Source organism: Streptomyces sp. MAI_2237, from assembly GCF_054189285.1.
On sequence record NZ_JAJPGQ010000002.1, the window covers coordinates 201,200 to 227,589 of the forward strand.

At 72.2% G+C, this 26,390-nt stretch carries 24 protein-coding genes and 1 pseudogene; 12 read left to right on the forward strand and 13 right to left on the reverse strand.

The window, feature by feature from the left end; translation table 11 throughout:
• Window positions 1–24: 24 nt before the first annotated feature.
• The 4 genes from LN251_RS05715 to LN251_RS05730 form a co-directional block, all read right to left on the reverse strand.
• Window positions 25–1,248: an MFS transporter gene (locus tag LN251_RS05715; RefSeq protein ID WP_458243406.1), complete on the reverse strand. Its 1,224-nt coding sequence runs from the start codon at window positions 1,246–1,248 to the stop codon at window positions 25–27.
• 107 nt (window positions 1,249–1,355) lie between these two features.
• Window positions 1,356–2,324 (reverse strand): endonuclease/exonuclease/phosphatase family protein, encoded by a 969-nt coding sequence (locus LN251_RS05720; protein WP_458244135.1) that lies wholly within the window; start codon window positions 2,322–2,324, stop codon window positions 1,356–1,358.
• A gap of 281 nt (window positions 2,325–2,605) precedes the next feature.
• A complete protein-coding gene (locus tag LN251_RS05725; RefSeq protein ID WP_458243407.1) occupies window positions 2,606–3,247 on the reverse strand; it encodes a TetR/AcrR family transcriptional regulator C-terminal ligand-binding domain-containing protein in 642 nt (213 codons plus the stop codon).
• Between the two features lie 63 nt (window positions 3,248–3,310).
• Window positions 3,311–4,900, reverse strand: a complete 1,590-nt coding sequence (locus LN251_RS05730) for an MFS transporter (protein ID WP_458243408.1) — start codon at window positions 4,898–4,900, stop codon at window positions 3,311–3,313.
• Between the two features lie 182 nt (window positions 4,901–5,082).
• Between LN251_RS05730 and panB the strand changes: the two genes are divergently transcribed.
• From panB to LN251_RS05745, 3 genes are all read left to right on the forward strand, one after another.
• A complete protein-coding gene (gene panB, locus LN251_RS05735; protein WP_058925680.1) occupies window positions 5,083–5,958 on the forward strand; it encodes a 3-methyl-2-oxobutanoate hydroxymethyltransferase in 876 nt (291 codons plus the stop codon).
• 260 nt (window positions 5,959–6,218) lie between these two features.
• On the forward strand, window positions 6,219–7,244 hold the full coding sequence (locus tag LN251_RS05740) for an ATP-binding cassette domain-containing protein (protein WP_458243409.1): 1,026 nt from the start codon (window positions 6,219–6,221) through the stop codon (window positions 7,242–7,244).
• On the forward strand, window positions 7,241–8,065 hold the full coding sequence (locus LN251_RS05745; protein WP_458243410.1) for an ABC transporter permease: 825 nt from the start codon (window positions 7,241–7,243) through the stop codon (window positions 8,063–8,065). The genes LN251_RS05740 and LN251_RS05745 overlap by 4 nt, the downstream gene beginning before the upstream one ends.
• Window positions 8,066–8,076: 11 nt before the next feature.
• Here the strand turns inward: LN251_RS05745 and LN251_RS05750 are convergent, their stop codons facing one another.
• Window positions 8,077–11,667, reverse strand: a complete 3,591-nt coding sequence (locus tag LN251_RS05750; protein WP_458243411.1) for an AfsR/SARP family transcriptional regulator — start codon at window positions 11,665–11,667, stop codon at window positions 8,077–8,079.
• Between the two features lie 192 nt (window positions 11,668–11,859).
• On the opposite strand from LN251_RS05750, the gene LN251_RS05755 reads away from it, so the two are divergent.
• Complete coding sequence (locus LN251_RS05755) at window positions 11,860–12,630, forward strand: site-2 protease family protein (protein ID WP_458243412.1); 771 nt, start codon at window positions 11,860–11,862, stop codon at window positions 12,628–12,630.
• Here the strand turns inward: LN251_RS05755 and LN251_RS05760 are convergent.
• The 3 genes from LN251_RS05760 to LN251_RS05770 form a co-directional block, all read right to left on the reverse strand.
• Window positions 12,612–12,791 (reverse strand): hypothetical protein, encoded by a 180-nt coding sequence (locus tag LN251_RS05760; protein ID WP_200704524.1) that lies wholly within the window; start codon window positions 12,789–12,791, stop codon window positions 12,612–12,614. The genes LN251_RS05755 and LN251_RS05760 overlap by 19 nt on opposite strands.
• A 54-nt stretch (window positions 12,792–12,845) precedes the next feature.
• Window positions 12,846–13,562, reverse strand: coding sequence for an NADPH-dependent F420 reductase (npdG, locus tag LN251_RS05765; RefSeq protein WP_458243413.1), 717 nt, complete (start codon window positions 13,560–13,562; stop codon window positions 12,846–12,848).
• Between the two features lie 126 nt (window positions 13,563–13,688).
• A complete protein-coding gene (locus LN251_RS05770; protein WP_458243414.1) occupies window positions 13,689–14,762 on the reverse strand; it encodes a sialidase family protein in 1,074 nt (357 codons plus the stop codon).
• Between the two features lie 79 nt (window positions 14,763–14,841).
• On the opposite strand from LN251_RS05770, the gene LN251_RS05775 reads away from it, so the two are divergent.
• Together LN251_RS05775 and LN251_RS05780 are read left to right on the forward strand one after the other, a co-directional pair.
• Window positions 14,842–15,465 (forward strand): hypothetical protein, encoded by a 624-nt coding sequence (locus LN251_RS05775; protein WP_458243415.1) that lies wholly within the window; start codon window positions 14,842–14,844, stop codon window positions 15,463–15,465.
• A 268-nt stretch (window positions 15,466–15,733) separates the two neighbouring features.
• Window positions 15,734–17,048, forward strand: a pseudogene (locus LN251_RS05780) (MFS transporter).
• On the opposite strand, the gene LN251_RS05785 reads toward LN251_RS05780, so the two are convergent.
• Window positions 17,049–17,279 (reverse strand): hypothetical protein, encoded by a 231-nt coding sequence (locus tag LN251_RS05785; RefSeq protein WP_458243416.1) that lies wholly within the window; start codon window positions 17,277–17,279, stop codon window positions 17,049–17,051.
• Between the two features lie 58 nt (window positions 17,280–17,337).
• Here LN251_RS05785 and map point away from each other — a divergent pair, with 58 nt between their 5' ends.
• A complete protein-coding gene (gene map, locus LN251_RS05790) occupies window positions 17,338–18,195 on the forward strand; it encodes a type I methionyl aminopeptidase (protein ID WP_458243417.1) in 858 nt (285 codons plus the stop codon).
• A 7-nt stretch (window positions 18,196–18,202) separates the two neighbouring features.
• Window positions 18,203–18,850 carry a biliverdin-producing heme oxygenase gene (locus LN251_RS05795; RefSeq protein ID WP_458243418.1) on the forward strand — a complete coding sequence of 216 codons (648 nt, stop codon included), beginning with the start codon at window positions 18,203–18,205 and terminating at the stop codon, window positions 18,848–18,850.
• Between the two features lie 12 nt (window positions 18,851–18,862).
• Here the strand turns inward: LN251_RS05795 and LN251_RS05800 are convergent, their stop codons facing one another.
• Window positions 18,863–19,519 (reverse strand): PhzF family phenazine biosynthesis protein, encoded by a 657-nt coding sequence (locus LN251_RS05800; RefSeq protein WP_458243419.1) that lies wholly within the window; start codon window positions 19,517–19,519, stop codon window positions 18,863–18,865.
• Window positions 19,516–20,382 carry a hypothetical protein gene (locus tag LN251_RS05805; protein ID WP_458243420.1) on the reverse strand — a complete coding sequence of 289 codons (867 nt, stop codon included), beginning with the start codon at window positions 20,380–20,382 and terminating at the stop codon, window positions 19,516–19,518. Before LN251_RS05805 ends, LN251_RS05800 begins: the two co-directional genes overlap by 4 nt.
• 221 nt (window positions 20,383–20,603) lie before the next feature.
• Between LN251_RS05805 and efeO the strand changes: the two genes are divergently transcribed.
• The 4 genes from efeO to LN251_RS05825 are packed head-to-tail and all read left to right on the forward strand — an operon-like array spanning window position 20,604 to window position 24,877.
• Entirely contained in the window at window positions 20,604–21,743 is a 1,140-nt protein-coding gene (gene efeO / locus LN251_RS05810) for an iron uptake system protein EfeO (protein ID WP_458243421.1), read from the forward strand.
• 13 nt (window positions 21,744–21,756) lie between these two features.
• A complete protein-coding gene (gene efeB / locus LN251_RS05815; RefSeq protein WP_458243422.1) occupies window positions 21,757–23,049 on the forward strand; it encodes an iron uptake transporter deferrochelatase/peroxidase subunit in 1,293 nt (430 codons plus the stop codon).
• 3 nt (window positions 23,050–23,052) lie between these two features.
• Window positions 23,053–23,925, forward strand: a complete 873-nt coding sequence (gene efeU, locus LN251_RS05820; protein WP_458243423.1) for an iron uptake transporter permease EfeU — start codon at window positions 23,053–23,055, stop codon at window positions 23,923–23,925.
• Complete coding sequence (locus LN251_RS05825; RefSeq protein ID WP_458243424.1) at window positions 23,885–24,877, forward strand: hypothetical protein; 993 nt, start codon at window positions 23,885–23,887, stop codon at window positions 24,875–24,877. Before efeU ends, LN251_RS05825 begins: the two co-directional genes overlap by 41 nt.
• Window positions 24,878–24,917: 40 nt before the next feature.
• Here the strand turns inward: LN251_RS05825 and LN251_RS05830 are convergent, their stop codons facing one another.
• Window positions 24,918–25,652, reverse strand: coding sequence for a bifunctional DNA primase/polymerase (locus LN251_RS05830; RefSeq protein WP_458243425.1), 735 nt, complete (start codon window positions 25,650–25,652; stop codon window positions 24,918–24,920).
• Window positions 25,653–25,775: 123 nt separating this feature from the next.
• A complete protein-coding gene (locus tag LN251_RS05835) occupies window positions 25,776–26,390 on the reverse strand; it encodes a TetR/AcrR family transcriptional regulator (protein WP_458243426.1) in 615 nt (204 codons plus the stop codon).

The window sequence follows — 26,390 nt, forward strand, 5'->3', positions numbered from 1 at the left end:
CCCCCGGCCCTCCGGGCCTCGTGCTCAAACGCCGGACGGGCTGGACGAACGCTGCGGCACGTGGGAGGCGACCACTCGTTCCCGGGCCGTGGCCGGAACGGTCCGGCGCCGGTCCACCGCGTACGCCACCGCCGCGACGCCGAGTCCCAGCACCGCCAGCATCGCGCCCGCCGGGGCCGGGGACGTGACCCCGAAGCCCGCGGCCAGGGCGACTCCGCCGATCCAGGCTCCGCCGGCGTTCGCCAGGTTGAAGGCGGCCTGGTTGGCCGAGGACGCCAGGGACGGGGCCGCCGACGCCTTCTCCATGACCATGAGCTGGAGCGGGGAGCCGGTGACGAAGGCCGCCGCGCCGAGCAGGGTGACCGCGATCGCCGCGCTCCACTGGGCGGACATCAGCAGCGGGAAGAGGGCCAGGACGGCGGCCAGGGAGACGAGGCCGCCGAAGAGGGTGCCGCGCAGGGAGTGGTCCGCCAGGCGTCCGCCGAGCAGGTTGCCGATCGTCGCGCCGACGCCGAAGAGGGCGAGGAGCAGGGTGACGCTGGTGTCGGCGTATCCGGCGGCGTCCGTCAGCATCGGGGTGATGTAGCTGTAGGCGGAGAACAGCGCGCCGAAGCCGGCGACCGTGGTGCCCAGGGCCAGCCACACCGGCAGCGACCTCAGGGCGGTCAGCTCGCGGCGCAGTCCGGCGGCCGGTGCCTGGGTGTGGTCGTGCGGGATGAGCAGGGCCAGTGCGGCGATCGCCGCGAGACCGATCGTGCTCACGCCGAGGAAGGTGGCCCGCCAGCCCAGGTGCTGGCCCATGAGCGTGGCGACCGGTACGCCCGCGATGTTGGCGACCGTCAGGCCGAGGAACATCAGCGAGACGGAACGGGCCTTGCGCTCGGGCGCGACCATGTTCGTGGCGACGACCGCGCCCACGCCGAAGAAGGCGCCGTGCGGCAGGCCGCTGAGGAAGCGGGCCGCGAGCAGGGAGTCGTAGCCCGGGGCGAACGCCGAGAGGGCGTTGCCCGCCACGAACAGCGCCATCAGGCCGATCAGGACCGTGCGCCGGGACATCCGCGCGGTCATCGCGGCGAGCAGCGGGGCGCCGATCACCACGCCCAGCGCGTACGCCGAGACCAGATGACCGGCGGTGGGGATGGAGACGTGCAGGTCGGTCGCGACGTCGGGCAGCAGGCCCATCATCACGAACTCGGTGGTGCCTATGCCGAAAGCGCCGACGGCCAGAGCGAGCAGGGCCAGGGGCATGAAGGGGCCTGTTCCTTTCCGAAGATCGGGAAGTCAGAGGGACGGGTGTTCCGCCAGTCTATGTTCACTGGCGGAACAAAGTCTCTCAGGCCCACTATTCCTGAAGGTTAAGAGCGGGTGTCGAGGTTCACACGGGCGGCCACCGGCAGATGGTCGCTCCCGGTCGCCGGCAGCGTCCACGAGCTCACCGGCTCGACGCCCTGGACCATGATCTGGTCGATCCGCGCCATCGGGAACGAGGCCGGCCAGCTGAACCCGAAGCCGTTGCCCGCCGCGCCCTGGGTGGAGCGCATCTGGGAGGTGACGCCGTTGAGGGAGCGGTCGTTCATGGTGCCGTTGAGGTCGCCGAGCAGCACCTTGCGCGGCAGCGTCTCGTCGGCGATGGCCTCGCCGAGGGCGTCGGCGCTGGTGTCGCGCTGACGGGCGGTGAACCCGGCCTTCAGCTTCACGCGGACCGACGGCATGTGGGCGACGTAGAAGGCGACCGGGCCCTGCGGGGTGGTGACGGTGGCCCGCATGGCGCGCGTCCAGCCGAGTTTGATGTCGACGGCCCTGACGCCGCTCATCGGGTACTTGCTCCACAGGCCGACGGTGCCCTGCACGGAGTGGTACTTGTAGGTCGGCGCGAGCGCCTTCTCGTAGACCGGGACGACCGAGGCCTTCAGCTCCTCCAGGGCCAGCACGTCCGCGCCCGAGGCGGCCACGTCCCGGGCGGTGCCCGCCGGATCGGGGTTGTCGGCGTTGACGTTGTGCGTGGCCACGGTGAGGTCGCCGCCGCTGCCGGTCTTGTCGCTGAGCAGACCGCCGAAGAGGTTCAGCCATACGACGACCGGCAGGATCAGGGCGATCAGGGCCGTGGCCGACTTGCGCACCAGGGCGAGCAGGAGCAGGACCGGGATCAGCAGGCCCAGCCAGGGCAGGAAGGTCTCGGTGAGACTGCCCAGGTTGCCGATGGTGTTGGGGACCCGCGCGTGCAGCAGCATGACCAGGGCCAGGACCACCGCGAGGGCGGCGAGGACGATGCCGCGGCGCCAGATTCTCGGGTCGCCGCGCCAGCCGGAGATCAGACGGTGCATCAGGCGCCGGAATCGGGCTCCCGGACGCTCGGGCCCCGAGCCGCCGTTGTCCGTCTCCGTCATGTATGCCTGCTGCGCCATACCGCGTCGCCTCACTGCCTGCCGTGCACACCGTTCGTCCCCCGAGGAGGGGCACGCCCTCCTAAGACCCTAGGGGATGATCGGCGTCGATCCTGCCGCCGTGCGGCGGCCGTACGGGCAGTGGGACGTGGGGGCCGACGTCACGGGTTCCGTGGCTGCGGGCGGAAAGCGCGCTCTGTGACACAACGCGCACATTCGGGTTACGCGGACGGCGAACTGACGGGCCGTAGCCCTTCGAGGAGCGTGTCCACGATCTGCTCCGACAGGCCCTCGGAGAGGTCGGGCTCCGTCGCGGCCTGCGGCCGCATGACGGTGCGCACCAGCATCGGGGCGACGAACAGGTCGTGCAGCAGGTCGATGTCGACGTCCTCACGCAGTTCGCCGCTCTGCTGTCCGCGGCGCAGGATCTCGATCTGCATCCTGCGCCGCGGCGCGACGACGGAGGCGTGGTAGGCGGCCCAGATCTTCGGACTGCTCTTCATCTGGGCGAACACGTTGTGCAGCAGGGCCGAGCTGCGGGTCATGACACCGCGCTGGCGCAGCGGCTCCAGCAGGGCCACCAGGTCGTCGCGCATGGAGGTGCCGGGCAGTTCGGTGTCCGGCGGCTCGGCGGCGCGCACGACGTCGACGAAGAGCTCCTCCTTGCCGCTCCAGCGGCGGTAGATGGTGGCCTTGCCGACCCCTGCCGTGCGGGCGATGCGCTCGATGGAGAGGTCGGCGAGCGGCACGCCGTCCTCCAGGAGCTTGAGCACGCCCTCTATGACGGCGCGTTCGACCGCCTCGCTGCGGGGGCGTCCCCGTGCGGGTGCCTCGGAAGCGGCTGGGCTGTCGGCAAGGCTCACTGCTGCGTCCCTTCCTCGTACTGGAGCGATTGTCCCCGCTGCCACCCGGTGGAGCGGAAGGCGTTATTCCGTCGCTGCCACCAACTGCTGCTCCTCCTCGCCCTCCTGGCGGGCGGGCGGCTTGCCGGGCAGGAACAGGAACACCACCACCGCGCCGATCAGGGCCACGACCGTGCCGCACAGGGCGGTGACGTGCATGGCGTGCAGGAAGGCGTCGTTGGCCGAGCCGACGAGCCCCTTGCCGCGCGGGCCGAGCTTGGCGGCGACACCGAGCGTGGCCTCGATGGACTCGCCGGCCGCGTCCCTGAGGCCGGCCGGCAGGAGGGAGAGCTTGCCGTCGATGCCGTTGCGGTACGCCGTGGACAGCACCGAGCCGAGGACGGCGATGCCGAGGGCGCCGCCGACCTGGCGGAAGGTGTTGCTCAGCGCGGACGCGGAGCCGGCCTTCTCGCGCGGCAGGGCCTGCATGATGACGACGGACGTCGGGGTCATGACGTGGGCCATGCCGGTGCCCATGAGGAAGAAAACGACCTCCAGGACCCAGATCGGGGTGTCCGCCTCGAACCCGGCGAACGCGGCCAGCATGCCCGCGAGCAGCACCAGGCCGCCGCCGGTCGTGGCCTTGTGGCCGAACCGGTCGACGACGAGCCGCGCCCGCGGGGCGAAGATCATCTGCGCGGCGGCCAGCGGCAGCATCAGCAGGCCGGACTGCAGCGGCGAGTAGCCGCGCACGCTCTGGGTGTAGAAGACCGAGAAGAAGGTCACGCCCATCAGCGCGAAGAAGACCAGGGCGATGGCGGCCATGGCGGCCGAGAACACCTTGTTCTTGAAGTAGCTGACGTCCAGGGACGGGTGGTCGCTGCGCTTCTCGAACAGCACGAACGCGGCGAGGATCACGACACCGGCGCCGATGGTGGCCAGCACCTGCGGGTCGGTGAAGTCGGCGAGCTCGCCGCCCTTGATGATGCCGTAGACGAGCAGGACGAGACCGACGACGGAGAGCACCACGCCGATCGGGTCGAGGCGGCCGGGCTTCGGGTCGCGGGAGTCCGGCACCAGCCAGACCATCAGCGCGAGGGCGAGAAGCACGATCGGCACGTTGATCAGGAAGACCGAGCCCCACCAGAAGTGGTCCAGGAGCACACCGCCGGTGATCGGACCGATGGCGATGGCGAGGCCGACTCCGCCGGCCCAGATACCGATGGCCTTGGGCTGCTCCTCACGCTCGAAGACGTTCATCAGGACGGCGAGGGTGGCTGGCATGACGAACGCGGCGCCCAGCGCCATCACCGCGCGGTAGGCGATGAGCTGACCGGGTGAGCCGGACTCGGCGGCGAGCGCGGAACCGATGCCGAACACGACGAGACCGCCGAGCAGCACCTTCTTGCGGCCGATCCGGTCGCCGACGAGCCCCGCGGTGAACAGCAGGCCCGCGAAGACGAGGGTGTAGGCGTTGATCGCCCACTCCAGCTCGCTCTGCGTGGCGCCCAGGCCGGTGGGGGCCGGAGTGGAGATGGTCTTGATGGCGACGTTCAGGATCGAGTTGTCCAGGACGACGATCAGCAGGCTCAGCATCAGCACGCCGAGGATCGCCCAGCGGCGCCGGTGCACCGCTTCGGGTATGCGAGGAGCTGGGACGGCAGGAGAGGTCATGCCTCCACCGTAAGCAATATCGATACGAGACGGTGCCGTATCGAAAATGTTTTTACCCAGCCCTTACCCATTCTCCGCACGTGACGCAGGTCCTCTTGGCCGGGCCTGGCACGAGGTGCCACCATGGGGGTGATCCGGGGACGCCGTCAGGGCGCCTCGAGATGACTGAAGGAGCCGTTGCCATGACGCAGCTCTCGGCTGCCCAGACCGCGCAGAACGCCCCCTCCGACGGCAGCAAGGCGCTGTACGGGGGAAAGAGCACCCGCCGCATCACCGTCCGCGACATCGCCCTCGCCAAGGAGCGGGGCGAGAAGTGGCCCATGCTCACCGCGTACGACGCCATGACCGCCTCCGTCTTCGACGAGGCCGGCATCCCCGTGCTCCTCGTCGGCGACTCGGCGGGCAACTGTCACCTCGGCTACGAGACGACCGTGCCCGTCACCATGGACGAGATGACCATGCTGTCGGCCGCCGTGGTGCGCGGTACCCGGCGCGCCCTGATCGTGGGCGACCTGCCGTTCGGCTCCTACCAGGAGGGGCCGGTGCAGGCGCTGCGCTCGGCGACCCGGCTGGTGAAGGACGCCGGGGTGGGCGCCGTGAAGCTGGAGGGCGGCGAGCGCTCGCACGAGCAGATTCGCCTGCTCGTGGAGTCCGGCATCCCGGTCATGGCACACATCGGGCTGACCCCGCAGTCCGTGAACGCCATGGGCTACCGCGTCCAGGGGCGCGGCGAGGAGGCGGCCCAGCAACTGCTGCGGGACGCCAAGGCCGTCCAGGACGCGGGCGCCTTCGCCGTGGTGCTGGAGCTGGTTCCGGCGGAGCTGGCGGCCGAGGTCACGCGCGTGCTGCACATCCCCACCGTCGGCATCGGCGCGGGGCCGGAGACGGACGCGCAGGTACTGGTGTGGACGGACATGCTGGGCCTGACCTCGGGCCGGGTGCCGAAGTTCGTCAAGAAGTACGCGAACCTGCGTGAGGTCATGGGCGACGCGGTGAAGGAGTTCGCGCAGGACGTGGTCGGCGGGGGCTTCCCGCTGGAGGAGCACAGCGTTCACTAGAGCCACAGCGTCCACTTGAGCCACAACTTCACTTGAGCCACTGCGGCACAGAGGCAGCCCGCCGATCTTCCCCCGTCGGCGGGCTGCCCCCTTTTGCGCCTGAACCGGCGCCGCTCTCGCGGACCTGGTTGCTCGCGGTCGTGGTTCCGCAATTGATGGTTGCGGTGCTCGTCGGGGATTTGTCGGTGGTGTCGGCGGTTCGTCGGCCGTGTAGGTGACCTGTCGGTCGTTTGTCGGTGGGGGCTGGGAGCGTCTTGCTCATGACGCGAATCGACAAGAACTCCAGCGGCGGCGGCAACGCCGTCACCGTGCGGGGGATGGTCAAGCACTACGGCGAGACCAAGGCGCTGGACGGCGTCGACCTGGACGTGCGCGAGGGCACCGTGATGGGTGTGCTCGGGCCGAACGGGGCCGGCAAGACCACCCTCGTGCGGATCCTTTCCACGCTGCTCTCCCCCGACGCCGGCGAGGCGACCGTCGCCGGTTACGACGTCCTGCGCCAGCCCCGCCAGCTGCGCCGGGTGATCGGCCTCACCGGGCAGTACGCCTCGGTCGACGAGAAGCTGCCGGGCTGGGAGAACCTGTACATGATCGGGCGGCTGCTCGACCTGACCCGCAAGGAGGCCCGCGCCCGGGCCGACGAGCTGCTGGAGCGGTTCTCGCTGACGGACGCCGCCAAGCGGCCCGCGAGCACCTACTCCGGCGGCATGCGGCGGCGGCTCGACCTCGCCGCCTCGATGATCGGGCGCCCTCAGGTGCTGTTCCTGGACGAGCCGACCACCGGTCTCGACCCGCGCACCCGCAACGAGGTGTGGGACGAGGTCAAAGCCATGGTCGGCGACGGGGTGACCGTCCTGCTGACCACCCAGTACATGGAGGAGGCCGAGCAGCTCGCCTCCGAGCTGACCGTGGTGGACCGGGGCAAGGTCATCGCCGGCGGCGCCATCGACGAGCTGAAGGCGAAGGTCGGGGGGCGCACCCTGCGCGTGCGGCCCGCCGATCCGCTGCAGCTGCGCCCGCTGGCCGGCGCCCTCGACGAGCTCGGCATCACCGGGCTCGCCGCCACCACGGTCGACACCGACAACGGCGCGGTGCTCGTGCCGATCCTCAGCGACGAGCAGCTGACCGCCGTCGTCACGGCCGTGACCGCCCGGGGCATCACCCTGTCCGCCATCACCACCGAACTGCCCAGCCTGGACGAGGTGTTCCTGTCCCTCACCGGCCACCGTGCCAGTGCCCCGCAGGACACCGTGCCCGCCGAGACCCGCGAGGAGGTCGCCGTATGAGCGCCGCCACCGTCACCGCAACCCCGGCCGCCGTGGCCGACGCCCGCATCACGCTGCGCGGCCACCTGCGCCACACCGGCGCCCTGATCCGACGCAACCTGCTGTGGATCAAGCAGGACCCCGAGTCGATGTTCGACGCGCTGCTGATGCCCGTCGTCTTCACCCTGCTGTTCGTGTACGTCTTCGGCGGCTCCATCGGGCAGGCCCTGGGCGGCGGTCAGGACGGGTACGTCCAGTACGTCATCCCGGGCATGATCGCGATGATGAGCATGACGCTGTCCCAGGGCGTCGGCACCGGCTTCAGCCAGGACTTCAACTCCGGTGTCATGGACCGCTTCCGGTCCCTGCCCATCGGCCGCGGCTCGGTGCTCTTCGCGAAGATCTCGGTGGAACTGGTGCGGATGCTGTTCGCGACCACCGTGCTGATGATCGTCGCCGTGCTGGTCGGGTTCCACATCCATCACTGGGCCGGTCTGTTCGCCGCCGTCGGTCTGTCCGCGGTGTTCGCCTCCTCGATCATGTGGGTGTTCCTCACCCTGGGCGTGGTGCTGAAGAACGCGCAGTCCGTGCAGGCGATGGGCTTCCTGGTGCTGTTCCCGCTGCAGTTCGGGTCGTCGATCTTCGCGCCGACGCAGTCGATGCCGGGCTGGCTGCAGGCCTTCACCGACTACAACCCGCTGTCCACGCTCGCCGACGCGGCGCGCGGGCTGATGGTCGGCGGCCCGGTCGCGCACGACCTGTATGTGACGCTGGGCTGGTCGGTGGCGATCACCGCGATCGCGGCGCCGTACGCCATCCACAAGTTCCGTACGAAGAACTGAGCCTCGGTGGCTCAGACGAGGGCGGTGGCCTCCGCGAGGGAGAGGCCACCGCCCTCGGCGTGTGCCTCCTCGTAGGCCGCGTCGCCGAGCACGGCCCGGGTGTGCCGCCGGGCCCGCTCGTACACCTCCCGTTCCAGCGACGTCGCCACATGGCCCGGCGGCAGCGACGCCTCCGCGGCGCCGAGGACGCGGGCGCCGTCGCGGGCCCGGCGGCCGCCGTCGGTCTCGGCGAGGCCGAGCGCTCCGAGGGCCAGGTAGAGCGGGTGCATGTGCGGGGCGATGGCCTTGCTCAGCGGGTCGGCGGCCCGCTGAAGGGTCTGCCGGGTCTTGGCCAGGGAGAGGTCGTAGTTGCCGTCGACCGCCTCGACCCAGGCCTCCGAGCCGAGGATGAAGGCGTCGAAGACGACGAAGTGGGCGACCTTGAACTCCTCGCGCAGCAGCCGCAGTTGCTCGCGCGCCTCGGCGACCCTGCCGGTCATGGCGAGGCGTCCGGCGAGGAACATCCGGGCCGCCGGCATCGCCTCGTTGGCGGCGCCGTCCCGGCTGTCGATCACCTCGCGCAGGATCCGCTCGCCCCGCTCGGGCTCACCCGCCTCCAGCAGGGCGCTGCCCAGCCGGGCGGCCAGCGCGGCCCGGTGCGAGCGGACGCCGAGGCGCTTGGCGTGCTCGATCGCGGCCTCGTAGTCGGCGGCGGCCCGGCGGTAGTGGCCGGTGCGTTCCAGGGACTCGCCGCGCGCGGACAGCGCCTCGGCGGTGCCCCACAGGTCGCCGAGGCGCCGGTAGATCTCCAGCGACTCGTCGGCGTCGCGGGCCGCGTCGCCCGCCCAGTCGCTGCGGTTGGCGAGGAGGTTGGCCCGCATCTGCAGGGTGGCCGCGAGGTCCCACTCCATGCCGGGAGTGGCACGGCAGGTCTCGACGCAGGCGTCCATGATCTCCGGCAGCCGGTCCACGTCGCCGCTCAGCATCACGGCGTAGAACCAGATCATGCCCGGTGCCCGGCAGGTCTGCGGCAGGCCCGGCCGGTACACCTCCGTGATGACGCGCAGCTTCTCCTTGGCGGCCGGGGAGTCCCAGGCCTCCAACTCGGCGTCCATGCAGGCCAGATGGGCGAGGTGGACGCCGCGCCGGGCCTCGGTGAGCAGTTCGCCGGTCCAGGGCGGCGGGGTCTCGGTGCAGCGCCGCCAGACCGGTTCGGCGCGCCGGACGGGGGTGGTGAAGGGGTCGGGGCCCAGGGCCATGACCTCGACGCACCAGTTGCGGGTCTCGATCCGGACGTCGCGCATCTGCCAGTACCAGGCCAGGGAGAGGATCAGGCAGAGGCCCTCCTGCTCGTCGCCTTCGTTGACGGCGTGCCGCAGGGCCGTGCGCAGGTTCTCGTACTCGCGCTCCAGCAGGGCGATGGCGTCGAGCTGGCCGGGGCCGCGCAGCAACGAGTCGGTGGCGCGGGCGAGTTCGCGGTAGTACGTCAGATGCGCGCGCTCGGTCGCCCGGCGCCGGCCCGCTTCGTCGAGCCGTTCGCCCGCGTACTCGGCGACGGTCTCCAGGAGCCGGTAGCGCATGCCGCCCTCGCCCGAAGGGGCCGCCACCAACAGGGACTTGTCGACGAGGGAGCCGAGCACGTCGAGGGCCCGGGGCCCGCAGACCGCCTCGGCGGCGGCGAGGTCGCAGCCGCCCGCGAAGACGGACAGCCGCCGCAGCACGTCCCGCTCCTCGTCGTCGAGCAGGTCCCAGGACCAGTCGACGACGGCACGCAGGGTCTGCTGGCGGGGCAGGACGGTGCGGCTGCCGGAGGTGAGGAGCCGGAAGCGGTCGTCGAGCCGGTCGGCGATCTGCCGCGGCGTCAGCATCCGCAGCCGGGCGGCGGCGAGTTCGATGGCGAGCGGCAGGCCGTCGAGGCGCCGGCAGATCTCGGCGCAGGCCCCGGGGTCGTCCTGCACCCGGAAGCCGGGGCGCGCTGCGGCCCCCCGGTCGGCGAGCAGCCGCAGCGCGACGGGTTCCGGCAGCGGCTCCACGGGTCGCACCAACTCCCCCGGTACGCCCAGGGGTTCGCGGCTGGTGGCGAGGATCGTCAGCCCCGGGCAGCGCTCCAGCAGCTCCTCCACCAGCCGGGCGGCGGCGTCGACGACATGCTCGCAGTTGTCCAGGACGATCAGCATCCGGCGCCGTCCGCAGTGCTCGGCCAGGCGCTCCACGGGGTCGCCGTGCCGTTCGTTCGCGGCGGCCCGCATCGCCTCCGCGCCCGCGCCGTACAGCACGGTCTCGCGGGCCCCCAGCGCGGTCAGTACGGCTTCCGGTACGGCCTCCGGGTCGTCGACCGGCGCGAGTTCGGCCAGCCACACGCCGTCGCGGACGTCCCGCACGGTCTCGGCGGCCTCCTGCGACAGCCGTGTCTTCCCGGCCCCGCCGGGGCCGAGCAGGGTGACGAGCCGCGCCGCGCCCAGGTCCCCGCGGATGGTCTCGATGTCAGCCTCCCGGCCGACGAAGGAGGTCAGTCGGGCGCGGAGGTTGCCGCGGGACGGGGCGGCGGGGGTCGCGGGCCGGCCATCGGCATCGGCGACATCCGCGGGCCGGCCATCGACGCCGACGGGGCCCGTGGGCCGGCCGTCGGCACCGGCAGAGGCGGGGGCGGAGGTTGCCGGGCGGTCGCCGAAGGAGGCCGGGGAGGCAGAGGCCGCGGGGTGCCCATCCGAGCCGGCCGGGGTGGCGGAGGCCGTTGGTCGGTCGTCGGGGGCGGACACGGGCGGCGTGAAGGCGCGCGCCTCGGCGCCTGCGGCGGTGCCGGTCGCGCCGGGCAGGCGGCTCCCGTGCGGACGCGGACCGTGCGGTCCTCCCCAGGCGTCGGCCGCCTGCGCGCCCCGTCGCCGGAATTGCTCCCCCGGCTGGAGCAACTCCGCGTGCAGGGACCTCAGTTCGGGTCCGGGGTCCGCGCCCAGGCGGTCGGCGAGGAGCTGTCGTACGTCCTCGAAGACGGCCAGCGCCTGCGCCGTGCGGCCCGCGTCGCGCAACGCGCGCAGCCGCAGGGCCTGGAGGGGTTCGTCGAGGGGGTGGGCGTCGCACAGGCCGGTCAGTTCCGGCAGCGCCTGCTCGGCGTGGCCCAGGGCGAGCGCGGCGGTGTGGCGGGCGCGCAGGGCGTCCAGGCGGCGGGCCTCCCAGCGGGCCGCCTCGGCGGCGCGGTCGGGAAGGTCGGCGAGGGCGGGGCCGTGCCACAGGGCGAGGGCGTCGTCGAGGACGACGGTCGCCTTGGCGGGGTCGCCGTCGCTGAGCGCGCGCGTGCCCTCGCCGGTCAGCCGCTCGAAACGGTGCAGGTCGACGTCGTCGGGCGCGGCGGTGAGACGGTAGCCGCCGTCCGCCGAGGCGACGGTGTCCGCGCCGAGGGCCCGGCGCAGCCGGCCGACCAGCGCCTGCAGCGCGCCCGGCGCGTCGGCGGGCGGGTCGCCGTCCCACACCTCGTCGACGAGCAGCCGTACCGGCACGGTCCGGCCGGGCCGCAGCGCGAGCACGGTCAGCAGGGCGCGCAGCCGCGCCCCGCCGACGGGGACGGGACTGCCGTCGGGGCGGAGAGCCTGAGCTGTGCCGAGGATGCGATAGCGCACGGGGTCCATTGTCTCCGGTCGGATCGGCGGGGGTCACGGGGTTCGGGTGCGAGGGGCGGCGTGGGACGCGGCCGCCGGACACGAGCCGGGGCCGCGTGCCCCAGCCTTCCCGGAACCGAAGGCGCACCGCGAGACGTTTTCCCGGTGTGCCCGGTACCGTCGGGCAGTCCCAACCCGTGATCGTCCAGTCCAGGGAGCCTCATGACCACCGCGACCACCCGCCACAGCGACCGGCGGGTCAGTCCAGTCTTCGTCGGCATCCTGGCCGTGACGGCGGTGACCGGCTGGGCCACCTGGTCGGGGTTCGCCGAGAAGCCGGGCGTGGCGGTGTTCCTGTTCGTGACGGCGGCGTGGGTGGTGTCGCTGTGCCTGCACGAGTACGCGCACGCGCGCACCGCCCTGCACAGCGGCGACATCACGGTCGGCAGCAAGGGCTATCTGACGCTCAATCCCATGAAGTACACGCATGCCCTGCTCAGCATCGTGCTGCCGGTGGTGTTCGTGATCATGGGCGGGATCGGGCTGCCCGGAGGTGCGGTGTTCATCGAGCGCCAGCGCATCCGGGGCCGCTGGCGGAACAGTCTGATCTCGGCGGCGGGCCCGCTGACCAACGTCGTGTTCGCCGCCGTGTGCACCGCCCCGTTCTGGCTGCACGCCCTGGACGGCGTGCCGGCGCAGTTCCGGTACGCGCTGGCCTTCCTCGCCCTGCTCCAGGTCACGGCGGCGCTGCTGAACTTCCTGCCGGTGCCGGGCCTGGACGGCTACGGCGTGCTCGAGCCCTGGCTGTCGTACAAGGTGAAGAGGCAGGTGGAGCCGTTCGCGCCGTTCGGTCTGCTGTTCGTGTTCGCGCTGCTGTGGGTGCCGGCGATCAACCGGGAGTTCTTCGACGTGATCGACGCGATCCTGCGGGGCCTCGGGGTCAGTGACTACGACACCTCGGACGGGTACGCCCTCTACCGCTTCTGGGACTGAGCCGCCCGGCCCCGCTTGATGTAGTACCAGCACATGTTGCTGGACAGGCCCGCCAGCAGCACCCACACGATCCCCAGCCAGCTGCCCTGCGCGAAGGAGACGACGGCCGCGGCCACGGCGAGCACGAAGACGATCAGGGCGTAGACACCAAGGCGGGGCATTTCGGTCGGCTCCTTCGGGGGACACTGCTACGGCGACCAGTGTCCCCCATCGGCCTATACGTCCGTGACGCGGAGCCCGGCGTGCGCCTTGTAGCGCCGGTTCACCGAGATCAGGTTCGCCACCAGCGACTCCACCTGGTGGGCGTTGCGCAGCCGGCCCGCGAAGATGCCGCGCATGCCCGGGATGCGGCCGGCGAGCGCCTGCACGGCCTCCACGTCGGCCCGCTCCTCCCCCAGCACCATCACGTCGGTGTCGATCTCCTCGATCTCGGGGTCCTGCAGCAGGACGGCCGACAGGTGGTGGAAGGCGGCGGTGACGCGGGAGTCCGGCAGCAGGGCGGCGGCCTGCTCGGCGGCGCTGCCCTCCTCCGGCTTGATGGCGTAGGCGCCCTTCTTGTCGAAGCCGAGCGGGTTCACGCAGTCGACGACCAGCTTGCCGGCCAGTTCCCCGCGCAGGGACTCCAGGGTCTTGCCGTGGCCCTCCCAGGGCACGGCGACGATCACGAGGTCGCTGCGCCGCGCGCACTCGGCGTTGTCCGCGCCCTCGACGCCGTGCCCGATCTTCTCGGCGGCGGCCTGTGCCCGCTCGGCGGCACGCGAACCGATGATCACCTTCTGGCCGGCCCTGGCCAGCCGGTAGGCCAGGCCCTTGCCCTGCGGCCCGGTCCCACCGAGGACGCCGACGACGAGCCCGGAGACGTCGGGGAGGTCCCAGGGGTCCTTCGCGGGGGCCTTGGCCGGGGTCTGTGCAGCACTGTCGCTAGAGGTCATGGGCCGACCTTACTGAGGCGTCCTCGCGATGTCCGCGCCGGTCCCGCCGCGCCCTGTCTTTCCGCCGGGGGTCATGGGGTCGTCCCCCCGACATCGCAGCACATCCGCCCCCTGCGCCCCGGCCGGTCAGGTGAGCCGCGTCGCCGGCAGCCGCCGGAGGACGATCCGCTCGTAGGCGCCGAAGTCCCCCGTCTCGTAGAGGATCCCGACGGTCGAGTCGTCGATCCGGACGAGGTCGGAGTAGGCGGCGGGCAGGCCGTCCATGGTGTACACCGGCCGCCAGGTGGTGCCGTCGTTCGTGGAGGCGCGGACGGTCATCAGGGCGCGCGCGTCGGGATGGGCGGGGCCGGAGAAGAGCAGCACGTCCGGGTCGCGGAGCTGGAGCAGGCTGCCCTCGCACACCGGGCCGGCCAGGCCGGCCTGCGGGCGGAAGGGGGTGCGCAGGGTTTCACCGCCGTCCTCGGAGCGGGCGTCGGCGCGGTTGCCGGGGGACGGGGAGTCGTTGCGGGTGTTGAAGTAGACGCTGCCGTCGGGGAGTTCGGCGGCGGTGGTCTCGTTGACGTTGATGTAGCCGTCGGTGTTGTCGTCGACGTAGCCGATCGACCAGGTCTCGCCGCGGTCGTCGCTGAGCAGGCAGTGGCCGCCGTTGTACTTCGCCTCCGTGCCGAGGTCGGTGCCGGCGGGCGGGAGGCTGTGGTTGGCGGGGACGACGACGCGGCCGGTGCTCAGCTGGAGGGCGTGGCCGGGGGTGGTGGCGTACCAGCGCCAGTCCGGCCGCTTCACCGACGCGGTGATCTCGGCCGGCTCCGACCAGGTGACGCCGTCGTCGTCGCTGTGCTGCACCCACACGCGGCGGCCGTCGGCGTCCTTCACCTTGCCCAGCCGGATGAGCTCCTCGGTGGCCGTGGCGGCGGCGCGGACGTGGACGAGGAGGACGCGGCCGGTGTCGAGGACCACCGGCGCGGGGTTGCCGGCGAGGCCGGTGCCGTTCGCCGCGGCCACCCTGAGCGGGCTCCAGGTGCGGCCGCCGTCCGTCGAGCTCTTGAGCACGATGTCGATGCGGCCGTGGTCGCTGGCGGAGGTCACCCGGCCCTCGCAGAAGGCGAGCAGGGTGCCGGTGGGGGTGGCGACCACCGCGGGGATGCGGTAACTGGCGTATCCCTCGCGGCCGGCGCGGAACGGGACGGAGGCTTCGGTCATCCGGGCACTGTCCCCAGACCGGGCGAATTCACGGTGAACGGCGGGTCACGAGTGTCCGGTTGCTGCAGGATGCGGACACATGGACGCGGTACGGGTCGCCTTGTTGCGTGAAGTGCTCGCCGGGACCGAGTGGTTGGGGGCCACGCGCCGGTTCGCGGGGGCGCTGCGCGGGTCGGTGGTGTCGCACGGCGGCGGGCTGCTGCTGGTGGGTACGCCCGCGTACGAGCCGTGGCATCTGGCGGCCCATCTCGTCGACGAGGCCGCGTGGTCGGGGACGCCGGAGCTGGCGCCGACGCTCGTCCGGCATGAGGCGCGCGCCTCGGACCCGGCTCATCTGGCCGTCGGACTGGGCAGGTTGGCGGCGGCGCGGCGGGGCGAGACGCTGCTGGTGGTGTCGCCCTGGCCGTCGGACACCGGGTGTCCGGGACAGCCGGCCGCGCCCTTGCTGGAGCGGGTGCACGATGCGCGGCAGGCCGGGGCGACGGTGCTGTCGCTGGGTCCCGGCGAGGGGGACCTGACGTCGATGGCGCACGAGTCGCTGGCCGTGCCGGACGGCTCCGAGCTCGACCTGGACACGGTGCAGCACCTGGTCAGCGCGGCGGCCGGGGAGAACGCGGTGCCGGCCCCGCGGAGTGGCCGCCGCTTCCGGGACCGCCTGTCGAGACTGGCGGAGACACTGACCGAGCCGCCGGCACGCTGGTAGCGGGGGCCGCCCGGCTGCGGCGCTGACGGCGAGGGCCCTGACCGGCCGACCGCGGAGAGCGAAAGCCCTGACCGGCCGCGCGCGGAGAGCGAAGGCCCTGACCGGCCGCGCGCGGGGAGCGAAGGCCCTGACCGGCCGGCCGCGCGGGGAGCGAAAGCCCTGACCGGCCGGCCGCGCGGGGAGCGAAAGCCCTGACCGGCCGGCCGCGCGGGGGCCGGGCCCGAAAACCGTTTGCCCGTCGCCGTCCACGCGCCCACCATGAGCCGACGTGACCGACGACGCCTCCGCGCCCCCCTCCCGCCTGCGCGCGATCCTCCCCGACCTCGCCCCCTGGCGGGCCTCCGCCGACTTCCGGCGGCTGTGGGTGTCGGGCCTGATCTCGAACTTCGGGAGCTTCCTGACGTTCGTCGCGCTGCCGGTGCAGCTCAAGGATCTGACCGGTTCCGCGGCGGCGGTGGGCGCCATCGGGGCGGTGGAACTGCTGCCGCTGCTGGTGTTCGGGCTGTACGGCGGCGCGCTGGCCGACGCCCTGGACAAGCGGAAACTGATCATCCGGACGGAGGTCGGTCAGGGCCTGCTGTCGGCCGTGCTGCTGCTCAACGCGCTGCTGCCGTCCCCCGCCGTCTGGCCGCTGTACGTCGTGGCCGCCCTGTCCTCGGCGCTGGTCTCGGTCCAGCGCCCGGCGACCGACTCCCTGTGGCCCCGGATCGTGGCCCACGAGCACATGCCGGCCCGCGACCGCGCTGAACTCGCTGCGCTGGACGGTCGGCGGTGTGGCGGGCCCGGCACTGGCGGGCGTGGTGGTCGCCTACGCGGGCCTGGGCTGGGCGTACGGCGCGGACCTGGTGACGTTCGTCGTGTCGGTGGCGCTGATGGTCCCCATCGCCGCCTCGCCCGCCTCGCACGAGGCCGCGAAGCCGTCGCTGCGGGCGATAGCGGAGGGCGCCCGGTACGCCTGGAGCCGCAAGGAACTCCTCGGCACCTACGCCGTCGACCTCGCGGCGATGTTCCTGGCGATGCCGCTGGCCGTCCTGCCGTTCCTCGCGGACGAACTGCACGCGAACTGGTCGCTGGGCCTGATGTACGCCGCCCTCCCGCTCGGGTCCCTGCTGGTCAGCCTGACCAGCGGCTGGACCTCGCGGGTGCACCGGCACGGCCGGACGGTCGTGCTGGCGGCGGCGCTGTGGGGCCTGGCCATCGCGGGCGCGGGTGTCGTCGGCAACGTGTGGCTCGTCCTGCTGTTCCTGACCGTGGCCGGGGGCTGCGACATGGTCAGCGGCATCTTCCGGGGGGCCATGTGGAACCAGACCATCCCGGACGAGCTGCGCGGCCGGCTCGCCGGGATCGAGCTGCTGTCGTACTCGGTCGGCCCGACCGTCGGTCAGGTCCGCTCCGGCGGGTTCGCCGCCTGGTGGGGCGTACGGACGTCGGTGTGGTCGGGCGGCCTGCTGTGCGCGGGCGCCGTGGGGCTGCTCGCCCTGTGCCTGCCGAAGCTGATGACGTACGACGTCCGTACCAACGAGCACGCGGTGCGGCTGCGCGAGCACCGCACCGCAGCCGCACCGGCTCAGGCGCAGGCCTGATCAGTCCTCCTCCGCGCTCCCCGCCGGGGCGTCGTGCCACTTGGGGTCGTTCTCCCACTGGAGATTGCGTTCGCGGGCGGTATCCATCGCGTGCTGGGCCTCCTGCCGGGAGGCGTACGGCCCGAACCGGTCCTTGGCGGGGCATTCGGGCCCCTCCTCGACCTTCTTGTGCTCCAGGCAGTAGAACCACTCGCCCGGCTTGCCGACCGTACGCTTCTTGAACAACGCCATGACCTGCTCCTCTCGCCTCCCACATGTTCCCCCGTCCCGGCTCGTTAGACTCGCTGGCATGTCTGGCCAGTCGCTGCTCGTACCAGGGGAGCTCTCCCCCACCCGTTCCGTCCCCGGAAACATCCGCCGCCCCGAGTACGTCGGCAAGCCCGCGCCGGCGCCGTACACCGGGCCGGAGGTGCAGACGCCCGAGACGATCGAGGCGATGCGGCTCGCGGGCCGGATCGCCGCGCGGGCGATGGAGGAGGCCGCGAAGCTGATCGCACCGGGGGTGACCACCGACGAACTGGACAAGGTGGCGCACGCGTACATGTGCGACCACGGCGCCTACCCCTCGACGCTCGGCTACCGCGGCTTCCCCAAGTCCCTGTGCACCAGCGTCAACGAGGTGATCTGCCACGGCATTCCGGACTCGACGGTGCTGCGCGACGGCGACATCGTCAACCTCGACGTGACGGCGTACATCGGCGGGGTGCACGGCGACAACAACGCCACGTACCTGGTCGGGGACGTCGACGAGGAGAGCCGTCTGCTCGTGGAGCGCACCCGCGAGTCCCTCGACCGCGCGATCAAGGCGGTCAAGCCGGGCCGCCAGATCAACATCATCGGCCGGGTCATCGAGTCGTACGCCAAGCGCTTCGGCTACGGCGTGGTCCGCGACTTCACCGGCCACGGCATCAACTCCTCGTTCCACAGCGGCCTGATCATCCCGCACTACGACAGCCCGCACGCGACGACGGTCATGCAGCCCGGGATGACCTTCACCATCGAGCCGATGCTGACGCTCGGCACGCACGAGTACGACATGTGGGACGACGGCTGGACGGTCGTCACCAAGGACCGCAAGCGCACGGCCCAGTTCGAGCACACGCTGGTGGTGACGGAGACGGGCGCGGAGATCCTCACGCTGCCCTGACGGCCCCATGGACTCCTTCTCCGCCGTCATCCGCACCGCCTCCCGCGCGCAGCACACGGAGGCGGAGACCTCGACGTTCCTGAGCGACCTGCTGGGCGGACGGCTCGGAGTGGCGGCGTACGCGCGCTACACCGAGCAACTGTGGTTCGTCTACGAGGCGTTGGAGTCCGGGGCCGGGCGGCCGGCGGCGGACCCGGTGGCCGGGCCCTTCATCCGCCCCGAGCTGTTCCGCCTGCCCGCCCTGGAGCGGGACCTGGCGCATCTGCGGGGCGCCGGCCGGCGGACGGGGCTGTCCGCGCTGCCGGCGACGCGGGCGTACGCGGCGCGGGTGCGCAAGTGCGCCGAGGACTGGCCGGCCGGCTACGTCGCCCACCACTACACGCGCTACCTCGGCGACCTCTCCGGCGGTCAGATCATCCGGGACCGGGCGGAGCGGACGAGGGGGTTCGCGAGGAAGGGCGACGGGGTCCGCTTCTACGTGTTCGAGCGGATCGCCAACCCGTCGGCCTTCAAACGGAGTTACCGGCAACTTCTCGACGGCCTCCGGGCGGACGAGCTGGAGCGGCAGCGGATCGTGGCGGAGTGCAGGCGGGCGTTCGCGCTGAACACGGCCGTACTCGGGGCGCTGGGCGAGGAGTTCCCGCTCAGCGCCTGACCCGGGCGGCCCTCAGCGCTCCGGCTGGCGCTCCAGGACCACGCGCCCGCCGATCTCCACCCATCCGTACGGCTGCGGGGCGGTGAGGATCTGCGACCCGGCCCCCTGGGTGATGTTCAGCGCGCGCCCCAGCCGGTCGGTCAGCAGCAGCGCCGCCGCGCCGGTCGCCTCGTCCTCGTCGATGCCGTCGTCCCGGCCGGGGAAGGCCCGGGCCCGCACCCGTCCGGCGGCCTCGTCCTCCCAGGCCCAGGCGTAGATCCACTCGCCCTTGGGCGGCACGGGCAGCGCGTCGACCTCGGCGGCCGTGGCGTACTGGCGCAGCGTGCGCGGCGGTGCCCACTCCGCCCGCGCCTCGATCCAGCTGAACTCCCCGTCCTGGCGGGCCCCGACCAGCCCGGCCGGCGTCACGAGCTCCTCCACGTCGAGCAGCCAGGCCACGCCGACACAGGGGTGACCGGCGAAGGGCAGCCGCAGGGTCGGCGTGTAGATGTCGATCACGCCGCGCTCGGGGTCGTCGACGAAGACGGTCTCGCTGAACCCCAGCTTCCCGGCGAACACCTGCCGTTCCGCCCGCTCGGCCATCACCGAGCCCTCCCGCACGACACCGAGCTCGTTGCCGTAGCCACCGTTGGCCGCACAGAAGACGCGCAGCACGTCGTAGTCAGTCACGACCAAATTGAAACACCGTCCGCGGGGAGGTCGTCCCAGTCGGCGGGGGTGCCGGCGAAGGGCCAGACCTCGGTGCGCGCCTCGTCGTAGGGCAGCGAGGCGAGGGCGAGCGCGTGGCCCTCCTCCCGGGCCGCACGCAGGCGCTCGGCGCCGGCCGGCGCCGGCTCGGCCGTCTCCCGCCGCCACTGCTCCGTCATCTCGGCCGCGGTGCGCCGCCACCGCTCGTCGTCCTCGACGCGTGTGAGGACGACACAGGGCGGGACGCCGCCTTCCTCCAGTGCGGCCACGGCCCGGTCGTGGCCGTCGAGGAGCAGCCATCCGTCCAGGAACGACACCCACCACAGCAGGACGGGGGCGAGCGTGCCCTCGCGGGCGTGCTTGCGGTACGCCTTCACCCGGGGGGCGTCGGGCGACGAGAGCCGTCTCAGCGGGAGGACTCCGTGCCAGCCGCCGCCGCAGAACAGGTCGAGGCGGCCGTCCGGCCATCCGGTGGCGAAGTCCTCGGTCCAGATGCCGGGCGCGAACGCGTTCCGCTCCCCCAGCAGCCACCGTCCGTCGTGCAGCGGGCTCTCGTCGGCGTCCTCCAGCCATCGCGCGTACCGGTGCGGCCAGGCGCCCGGCGTCCGCATCGTCTCAGCCCGCACCGGCGGCAGCGGGGAGCGATGGCCGTCGAGGCGGCGCACCCGCAGCTGGTGGCAGCAGCCGTCACCCTCCAGCAGGCCCAGCAGCAGCGGCCGTCCGCCCTGCCGCAGCAGTCTTCGTCGGCCGTCGGCCTCGAAGCGCAGCGAGGGCGGACCTGGCCGGTCCGACACGGCCAGCACGAGCCCGCCTCCGGGCAGCGGCTCCCTGATCGTTCTCTTCACCTCCTCAGTCTCGGCGGCACCAGGGAGCTTGAACATCCATTGACCATTTCTTGGGGATTGCTTTTGGCCACCGTGATCGGGTCGTGCTCATACAGCGTCCATGAGAGCTGAATCACCGCATGGGTGGGTATCGCGCAGGCAAGGCTTAGATAAGTTAGGTGAGCCTCACCATCCCTTGGTGGGTCCGGACACGCGATTTTTCGCCAGCACTTGGAGCCTGCATGCGAGCCGCCAGACCCTCCGTCGTCACCGCCGTTGCCACGGTCGCGGCCCTGACCGCCGTCACCGGCTGCACGCAGAAGAGCAAGGCCGAGGGCGACGGGGCGATCAAGGTGACCGCCGCCGACTCCACGTGCGACACCTCCGCGAAGTCGATACCGGCCGGCCAGGTCACGCTCAGCATCCACAACACCGGCTCCCAGGCGACCGAGGTCGAGATCCTCTTCCCCGACGACCGGATCGTGTCGGAGAAGGAGAACATCGGGCCGGGCACCAAGTACACGCTGACCGCCGAGGTGAAGGCGGGCGACTACGAGATCGCGTGCCGTCCGGGCATGAAGGGCCACGGCGTCCGGCAGAAGCTCACCGTGACCGGCTCCGGCGGCGCCGCCCGGCGCGACCCGCGGCTGGACAAGGCCGTCGCCTCCTACCGCGAGTACGCGCAGGAGCAGGCCGACGCGACCATCCCGAAGGTCGAGGTCTTCGCCAAGGCGATCAAGGCCGGCGACCTGAAGGCCGCCCAGAACGCCTACGCCCCCTCCCGCGTCGGCTGGGAGCGCACCGAGCCGATCGCCGAGTCCTTCGGCGACATCGACCCCAAGACCGACGCCCGCGCCGACGGCCTGGAGAAGGGCCAGAAGTGGACCGGCTGGCACGCGCTGGAGAAGGCGCTGTGGCAGGACAAGAAGATCGGCGCCGACCAGAAGGCCCTCGCCGACCAGCTGGTCACCGACCTCAAGGGCTGGCAGGAGCGGATCGGCAAGGCCGAGATCACCCCGACCTCCATGGCCAACGGCGCCAAGGAGCTGCTGGACGAGGTCGCCACCGGCAAGGTCACCGGCGAGGAGGACCGCTACTCGCACACCGACCTCAGCGACTTCAAGGCCAACGTCGAGGGCGCGCAGAAGGCCTACGAGCTGCTCAAGCCGGTCGCCCAGAAGAACGACAAGGCGCTGACCGCCGAGCTGGACAAGCGGTTCGCCGCGCTCGACACCACGCTCGCCACGTACCGCTCCACCAAGACCTCGGACGGTTTCGTCTCGTACGACACCGTGACCGAGGCCCAGCGCAAGGAGCTCTCGGACGCGGTGAACGCGCTCGCGGAGCCGCTGTCCAAGCTCGCCGCCGCCGTCGTGAAGTAGGGGACGACTGACCATGACGGACACCCAGGAAGCCACCGCCGCCGACGCCGACGACCGGAAGGCCGCGCCCAGCCGGCGCTCGCTGATCGGCTGGGGCGGGGCCGGGCTCGCGCTCGGTGCCGCCGTGGCCGGCGGCGCGGTCGCGATGACCCGCGTCGGCAACGACGTGGACCCGGCCGCCGCCGAGACGGGCGCCGCCGTCGCCTTCCACGGCGCGAACCAGGCGGGCATCGCCACCCCGGTGCAGGACAGGCTGCACTTCGCCGCGTTCGACGTGCAGACCGACGACCGCGCCGAGTTCGTGCGGATGCTCAAGGACTGGACCGAGGCCGCGCGCCGGATGACGGCGGGCAAGGCGGTCGGCGAGGGCGCGTACGGCGGTCTGGCCGAGGCCCCGCCGGACGACACCGGCGAGGCACTGGGCCTCAAGCCCTCCCGGCTGACGCTCACCATCGGCTTCGGTCCGTCGCTGTTCGAGAAGTTCGGCGACACGTTCGGGATCAAGGACAAGCGGCCCGAGGCCCTGGTCGACCTCCCGCAGTTCGCCGGCGACAATCTCGACAAGACCCGCACCGGCGGCGACCTGTGCATCCAGGCCTGCGCGGACGACCCGCAGGTCGCGGTGCACGCGATCCGCAACCTGGCCCGCATCGGCATGGGCACGGTCAACATCCGCTGGTCCCAGCTCGGCTTCGGCAAGACCTCCTCCACGACGCCCGACGCGCAGACCCCGCGCAACCTGATGGGCTTCAAGGACGGCACCCGCAACATCGCGGGCACCGAGACGGACCGGCTGAAGAAGTTCGTCTGGGTGGGCGAGAAGGACGGTCCGGACTGGATGACCGGCGGCTCCTACCTGGTCGCCCGCCGCATCCGGATGCACATCGAGACCTGGGACCGCACCTCCCTGCAGGAGCAGGAGGACGTCTTCGGCCGCGACAAGGGCGAGGGCGCCCCGGTCGGCAAGGCCAAGGAGCACGACGAGCCGTTCCTGAAGGCGATGAAGCCCGACGCGCACGTGCGCCTCGCACACCCCGACTCCAACGGCGGGATCACGATCCTGCGCCGGGGCTACTCCTTCACCGACGGCACCGACGGCCTCGGCCGTCTCGACGCGGGCCTGTTCTTCCTGGCCTACCAGCGCGACGTGCGCAAGGGGTTCATCCCGCTGCAGCGCAGGCTGTCGGCGCAGGACGCGCTCAACGAGTACATCCAGCACGTGGGTTCGGCGGTCTTCGCCGTCCCGCCGGGCGTCCGCGGCAAGGACGACTGGTGGGGCAGCACGCTGTTCTCCAAGGAGGCGTAGCCCGTGTTCTCCAACTACCTGATCGGCCTGCGCGAGGGCCTGGAAGCCAGCCTCGTCGTCTGCATCCTGATCGCCTACCTGGTCAAGACCGGGCGCCGGGACGCCATCCGGCCCATCTGGATCGGCATCTCCATCGCCGTCCTGATCGCCATGGGCTTCGGCTGCGTCCTGGAGTTCGGCTCCCAGGAGCTGACCTTCCAGGCCCAGGAGGGCCTCGGCGGCTCCCTGTCGATCGTCGCGGTCGGCCTGGTGACGTGGATGGTCTTCTGGATGCGCCGCACGGCCCGGCACCTGAAGTCCGAACTGCACGGCAAGCTGGACGCGGCCCTCGCGATGGGCACCGGCGCGCTGGTCGCCACCGCGTTCCTCGCCGTGGGCCGCGAAGGCCTGGAGACCGCCCTGTTCGTGTGGGCGTCCGTCCACGCGGCCAGCGACGGCACCCCGCGCCCCCTGATCGGCGTGGCCCTGGGCCTGGCGACGGCCGTCCTGCTGGGCTGGCTGTTCTACCGCGGCGCCCTGAAGATCAACCTGGCCAAGTTCTTCACCTGGACCGGCGGGATGCTCGTGGTGGTCGCGGCGGGCGTGCTGGCGTACGGCTTCCACGACCTCCAGGAGGCCGACATCGTCCCCGGCCTGACGCACCTGGCCTTCGACATCTCCGGCACCATCCCGCCGGACAGCTGGTACGGCACGCTGCTGAAGGGCGTGTTCAACTTCCAGCCCGACCCGACGGTGCTTCAGGTCACGGTGTGGCTGCTGTACTTGGTCCCGACGCTCGCGCTGTTCTTCGCCCCGGTAGGGTTCGCCTCCGGGAAGGGGAAGGTGAAGGATCGCGATGAGCAGGGATCGCAGCCGTCCGAGGCGTCCAAGGCTTGACCGGCGCGTACTGATAGCGGCCTCGCTGACCGCTTTGTCGTTGACGGCGAGCGGTTGCGTGGTGGTGCACGGGGAGCGCGAGGTGCTCCCCTCCGCAACCCGTGCCGAGGCCGCCAAGGCACTGACGGCGTTCACCACCGCGTACAACAAGGCGGACAAGGCGTACGACAGTTCGCTCGACGCCGGCCATGTCACCGGCGCCCTCGGTGACATCGACGCGGCCAGACTCAAGGCCGGGCACACGACGAACCCGGCCGGCAATCCGGCCTACTCGCCGCTGAAACTGACCGACGCGCGGTTCACGATCCCGAAGAAGGCCGGCTGGCCGCGCTGGTTCGTGGCCGAGGCGCGGGGCAACAAGGGCGGCAGTCTGCGCTGGCTGCTGGTGTTCACCCGGGACGGGCTGGGCCGGCCCTGGCAGGTGGCGTACCTGACACTCGTCAAGCCGGGGGTGCTGCCGCAGATCAAGACGGACGCGGACGGCAGGGCCGAGGCCGTGCCCGCCGGCTCGACCGATCTCGCCGTCGCGCCCGAGGACCTGAGCAAGGACTACACCGCCTATCTCAAGAACGGCGGCAAGACCTTCGCCGACGGCCCGCACACCAGCGAGTGGCGGGCGGCCCGCGCCAAGAACGCCAAGAAGCCGGGCCTGGCCACGCAGTTCCTCGACCAGCCGCTGAGCGGCGGCGCCTACGCGCCGCTGGCGCTGCGCACGCAGGACGGCGGCGCGCTGGTGTTCTTCGCCCACCGCCGCTTCGCGAAGATGACCGCGGCCCCGAACTCCTCGATCCCCCCGCAGAACCCGGCCGTGCGGGCGCTGACGACGGGTGAGGTCAAGCAGTCGCTCACCATGCAGTTCATGTCGAACGAGGTGGCCCAGGTCCCGGCGGGCGACGGCCAGGTCACCGTCCTGTCCCGGCTGGAGGGCATGACCTCGGCCGAGGGCAGCTAGGGCCTGTCCGAACGACGGGCCCCAGGGCCCGTCGGGCCCGTCAGCGGCGCAGGGGCCAGGCCGCGCCCGTGTGGTCGGCCTCCTCGCCGACGTGGCGGGCGCTGGCGTCGGTGAGGACCTCGAGCAGGGTGAGCGGGTCGGGCAGGGGGTGCTCCGGGCCGCGCACCCAGTGCACGCTCTGGTCGCCGGGGAGCCGGGCGGGCGGCACCAGGACGTAGGAGCCGCGGCAGTGCCAGCGCAGGCCGGGGTGCTCGTCCATAGTCTCGGGGTGGCAGTCCAGCTCGCAGGGCCACCACTCGTCCTCGTCCTCGGGGGTGCCGCGGGTGAGGGTGAAGAACAGCATGCGGCCGTCGTCGCTCTCGGCGACCGGCCCGACCTCGATCCCGGCGCCGAGCAGCCGCTCCAGCGCCTCCCGGCCCGCCTCCAGCGGTACGTCGAGAACGTCGTGGACCATGCCGGTCGCGGTGATGAAGTTGGCCTGCGGCTGGTGCCGGGCCCAGCGCTCGATCTGCGTGTGGTCGGTGGTGGACTGCGTCTGCCAGGCGAAGGAGACCGGGTGCCGGGCCGGGGTGGGGCAGCCCACGCGGTCGCAGGAGCAGCGGTAGTCGGGCCCCGGGTGGGCGGCGGGCGCGAGCGGCAGGCCCGCGTCGGCGGCGGCCAGCAGCAGGGCCTCGCGGCCGCCGTCCGGCGCGGCTGCCTCCTTCGGGCGGCGTCCGCGCAGCCACTGGGAGAGTTTGCCCTGCCGGCCGGTCCGGCCGCCTGCGTCCCCGCTCATCTATCCCCTCGCCTCGCCGTCGTGCGAACCAGCATGCCTCATGGTCCCACCATCTGGCGCATCGGGGGCGGGGAGCCGTGAATCGGGGCAGGGGGGACGAGCGGTACGAGGTCGACCATCGGGTCAGCGGGGTGCGAGGCCAGTCAGGGCGTAGTCGACGAGGGTGTCGGTGTAGGCGTGGGAGATCGGGCCCGTGTGCTGGAGCCAGCGCTGGGCGAGCGGGGAGACGAACAGTTCGAGGGCGATGCGCGGGTCGATCTCCGGACGCACCTGGCCCGCCTCCTGGGCGGCGCGCAGCCGGTCGACGTACAGCTGAAGGCTGGGCTCGAGGAGCTTGGCGACGAACACCCGGCCGACCTGCTCGTTGACCAGCCCCTCGGCGGCCAGGGCCCGGGAGGGCACCTCGAAGCGGGGGTCGGTGAGCTGGTCGACGGTTGCCCGCAGCACGGCCTTGAGGTCGGCGGCGAGGTCGCCGGTGTCCGGGATGGCGTAGGGCTCCCCGCCGGCCTCCCGCGCCGCCTGCGCGCTGAGGTCGAGGAACGCCTCCAGCAGCACGTCGGCCTTCGACCCCCACCAGCGGTAGATCGTCTGCTTGCCGACGCCGGCCCGGGCGGCGATGGCCTCGATGGTCGTCCTGGGGTAGCCGACCTCGCCGACCAGCGCGAGGGCGGCGTCGTGGATCGCGCGACGGGAGCTCTCGCTGCGGCGGGTGGCGTCCGGGGCCGGCTTCTTGACCAT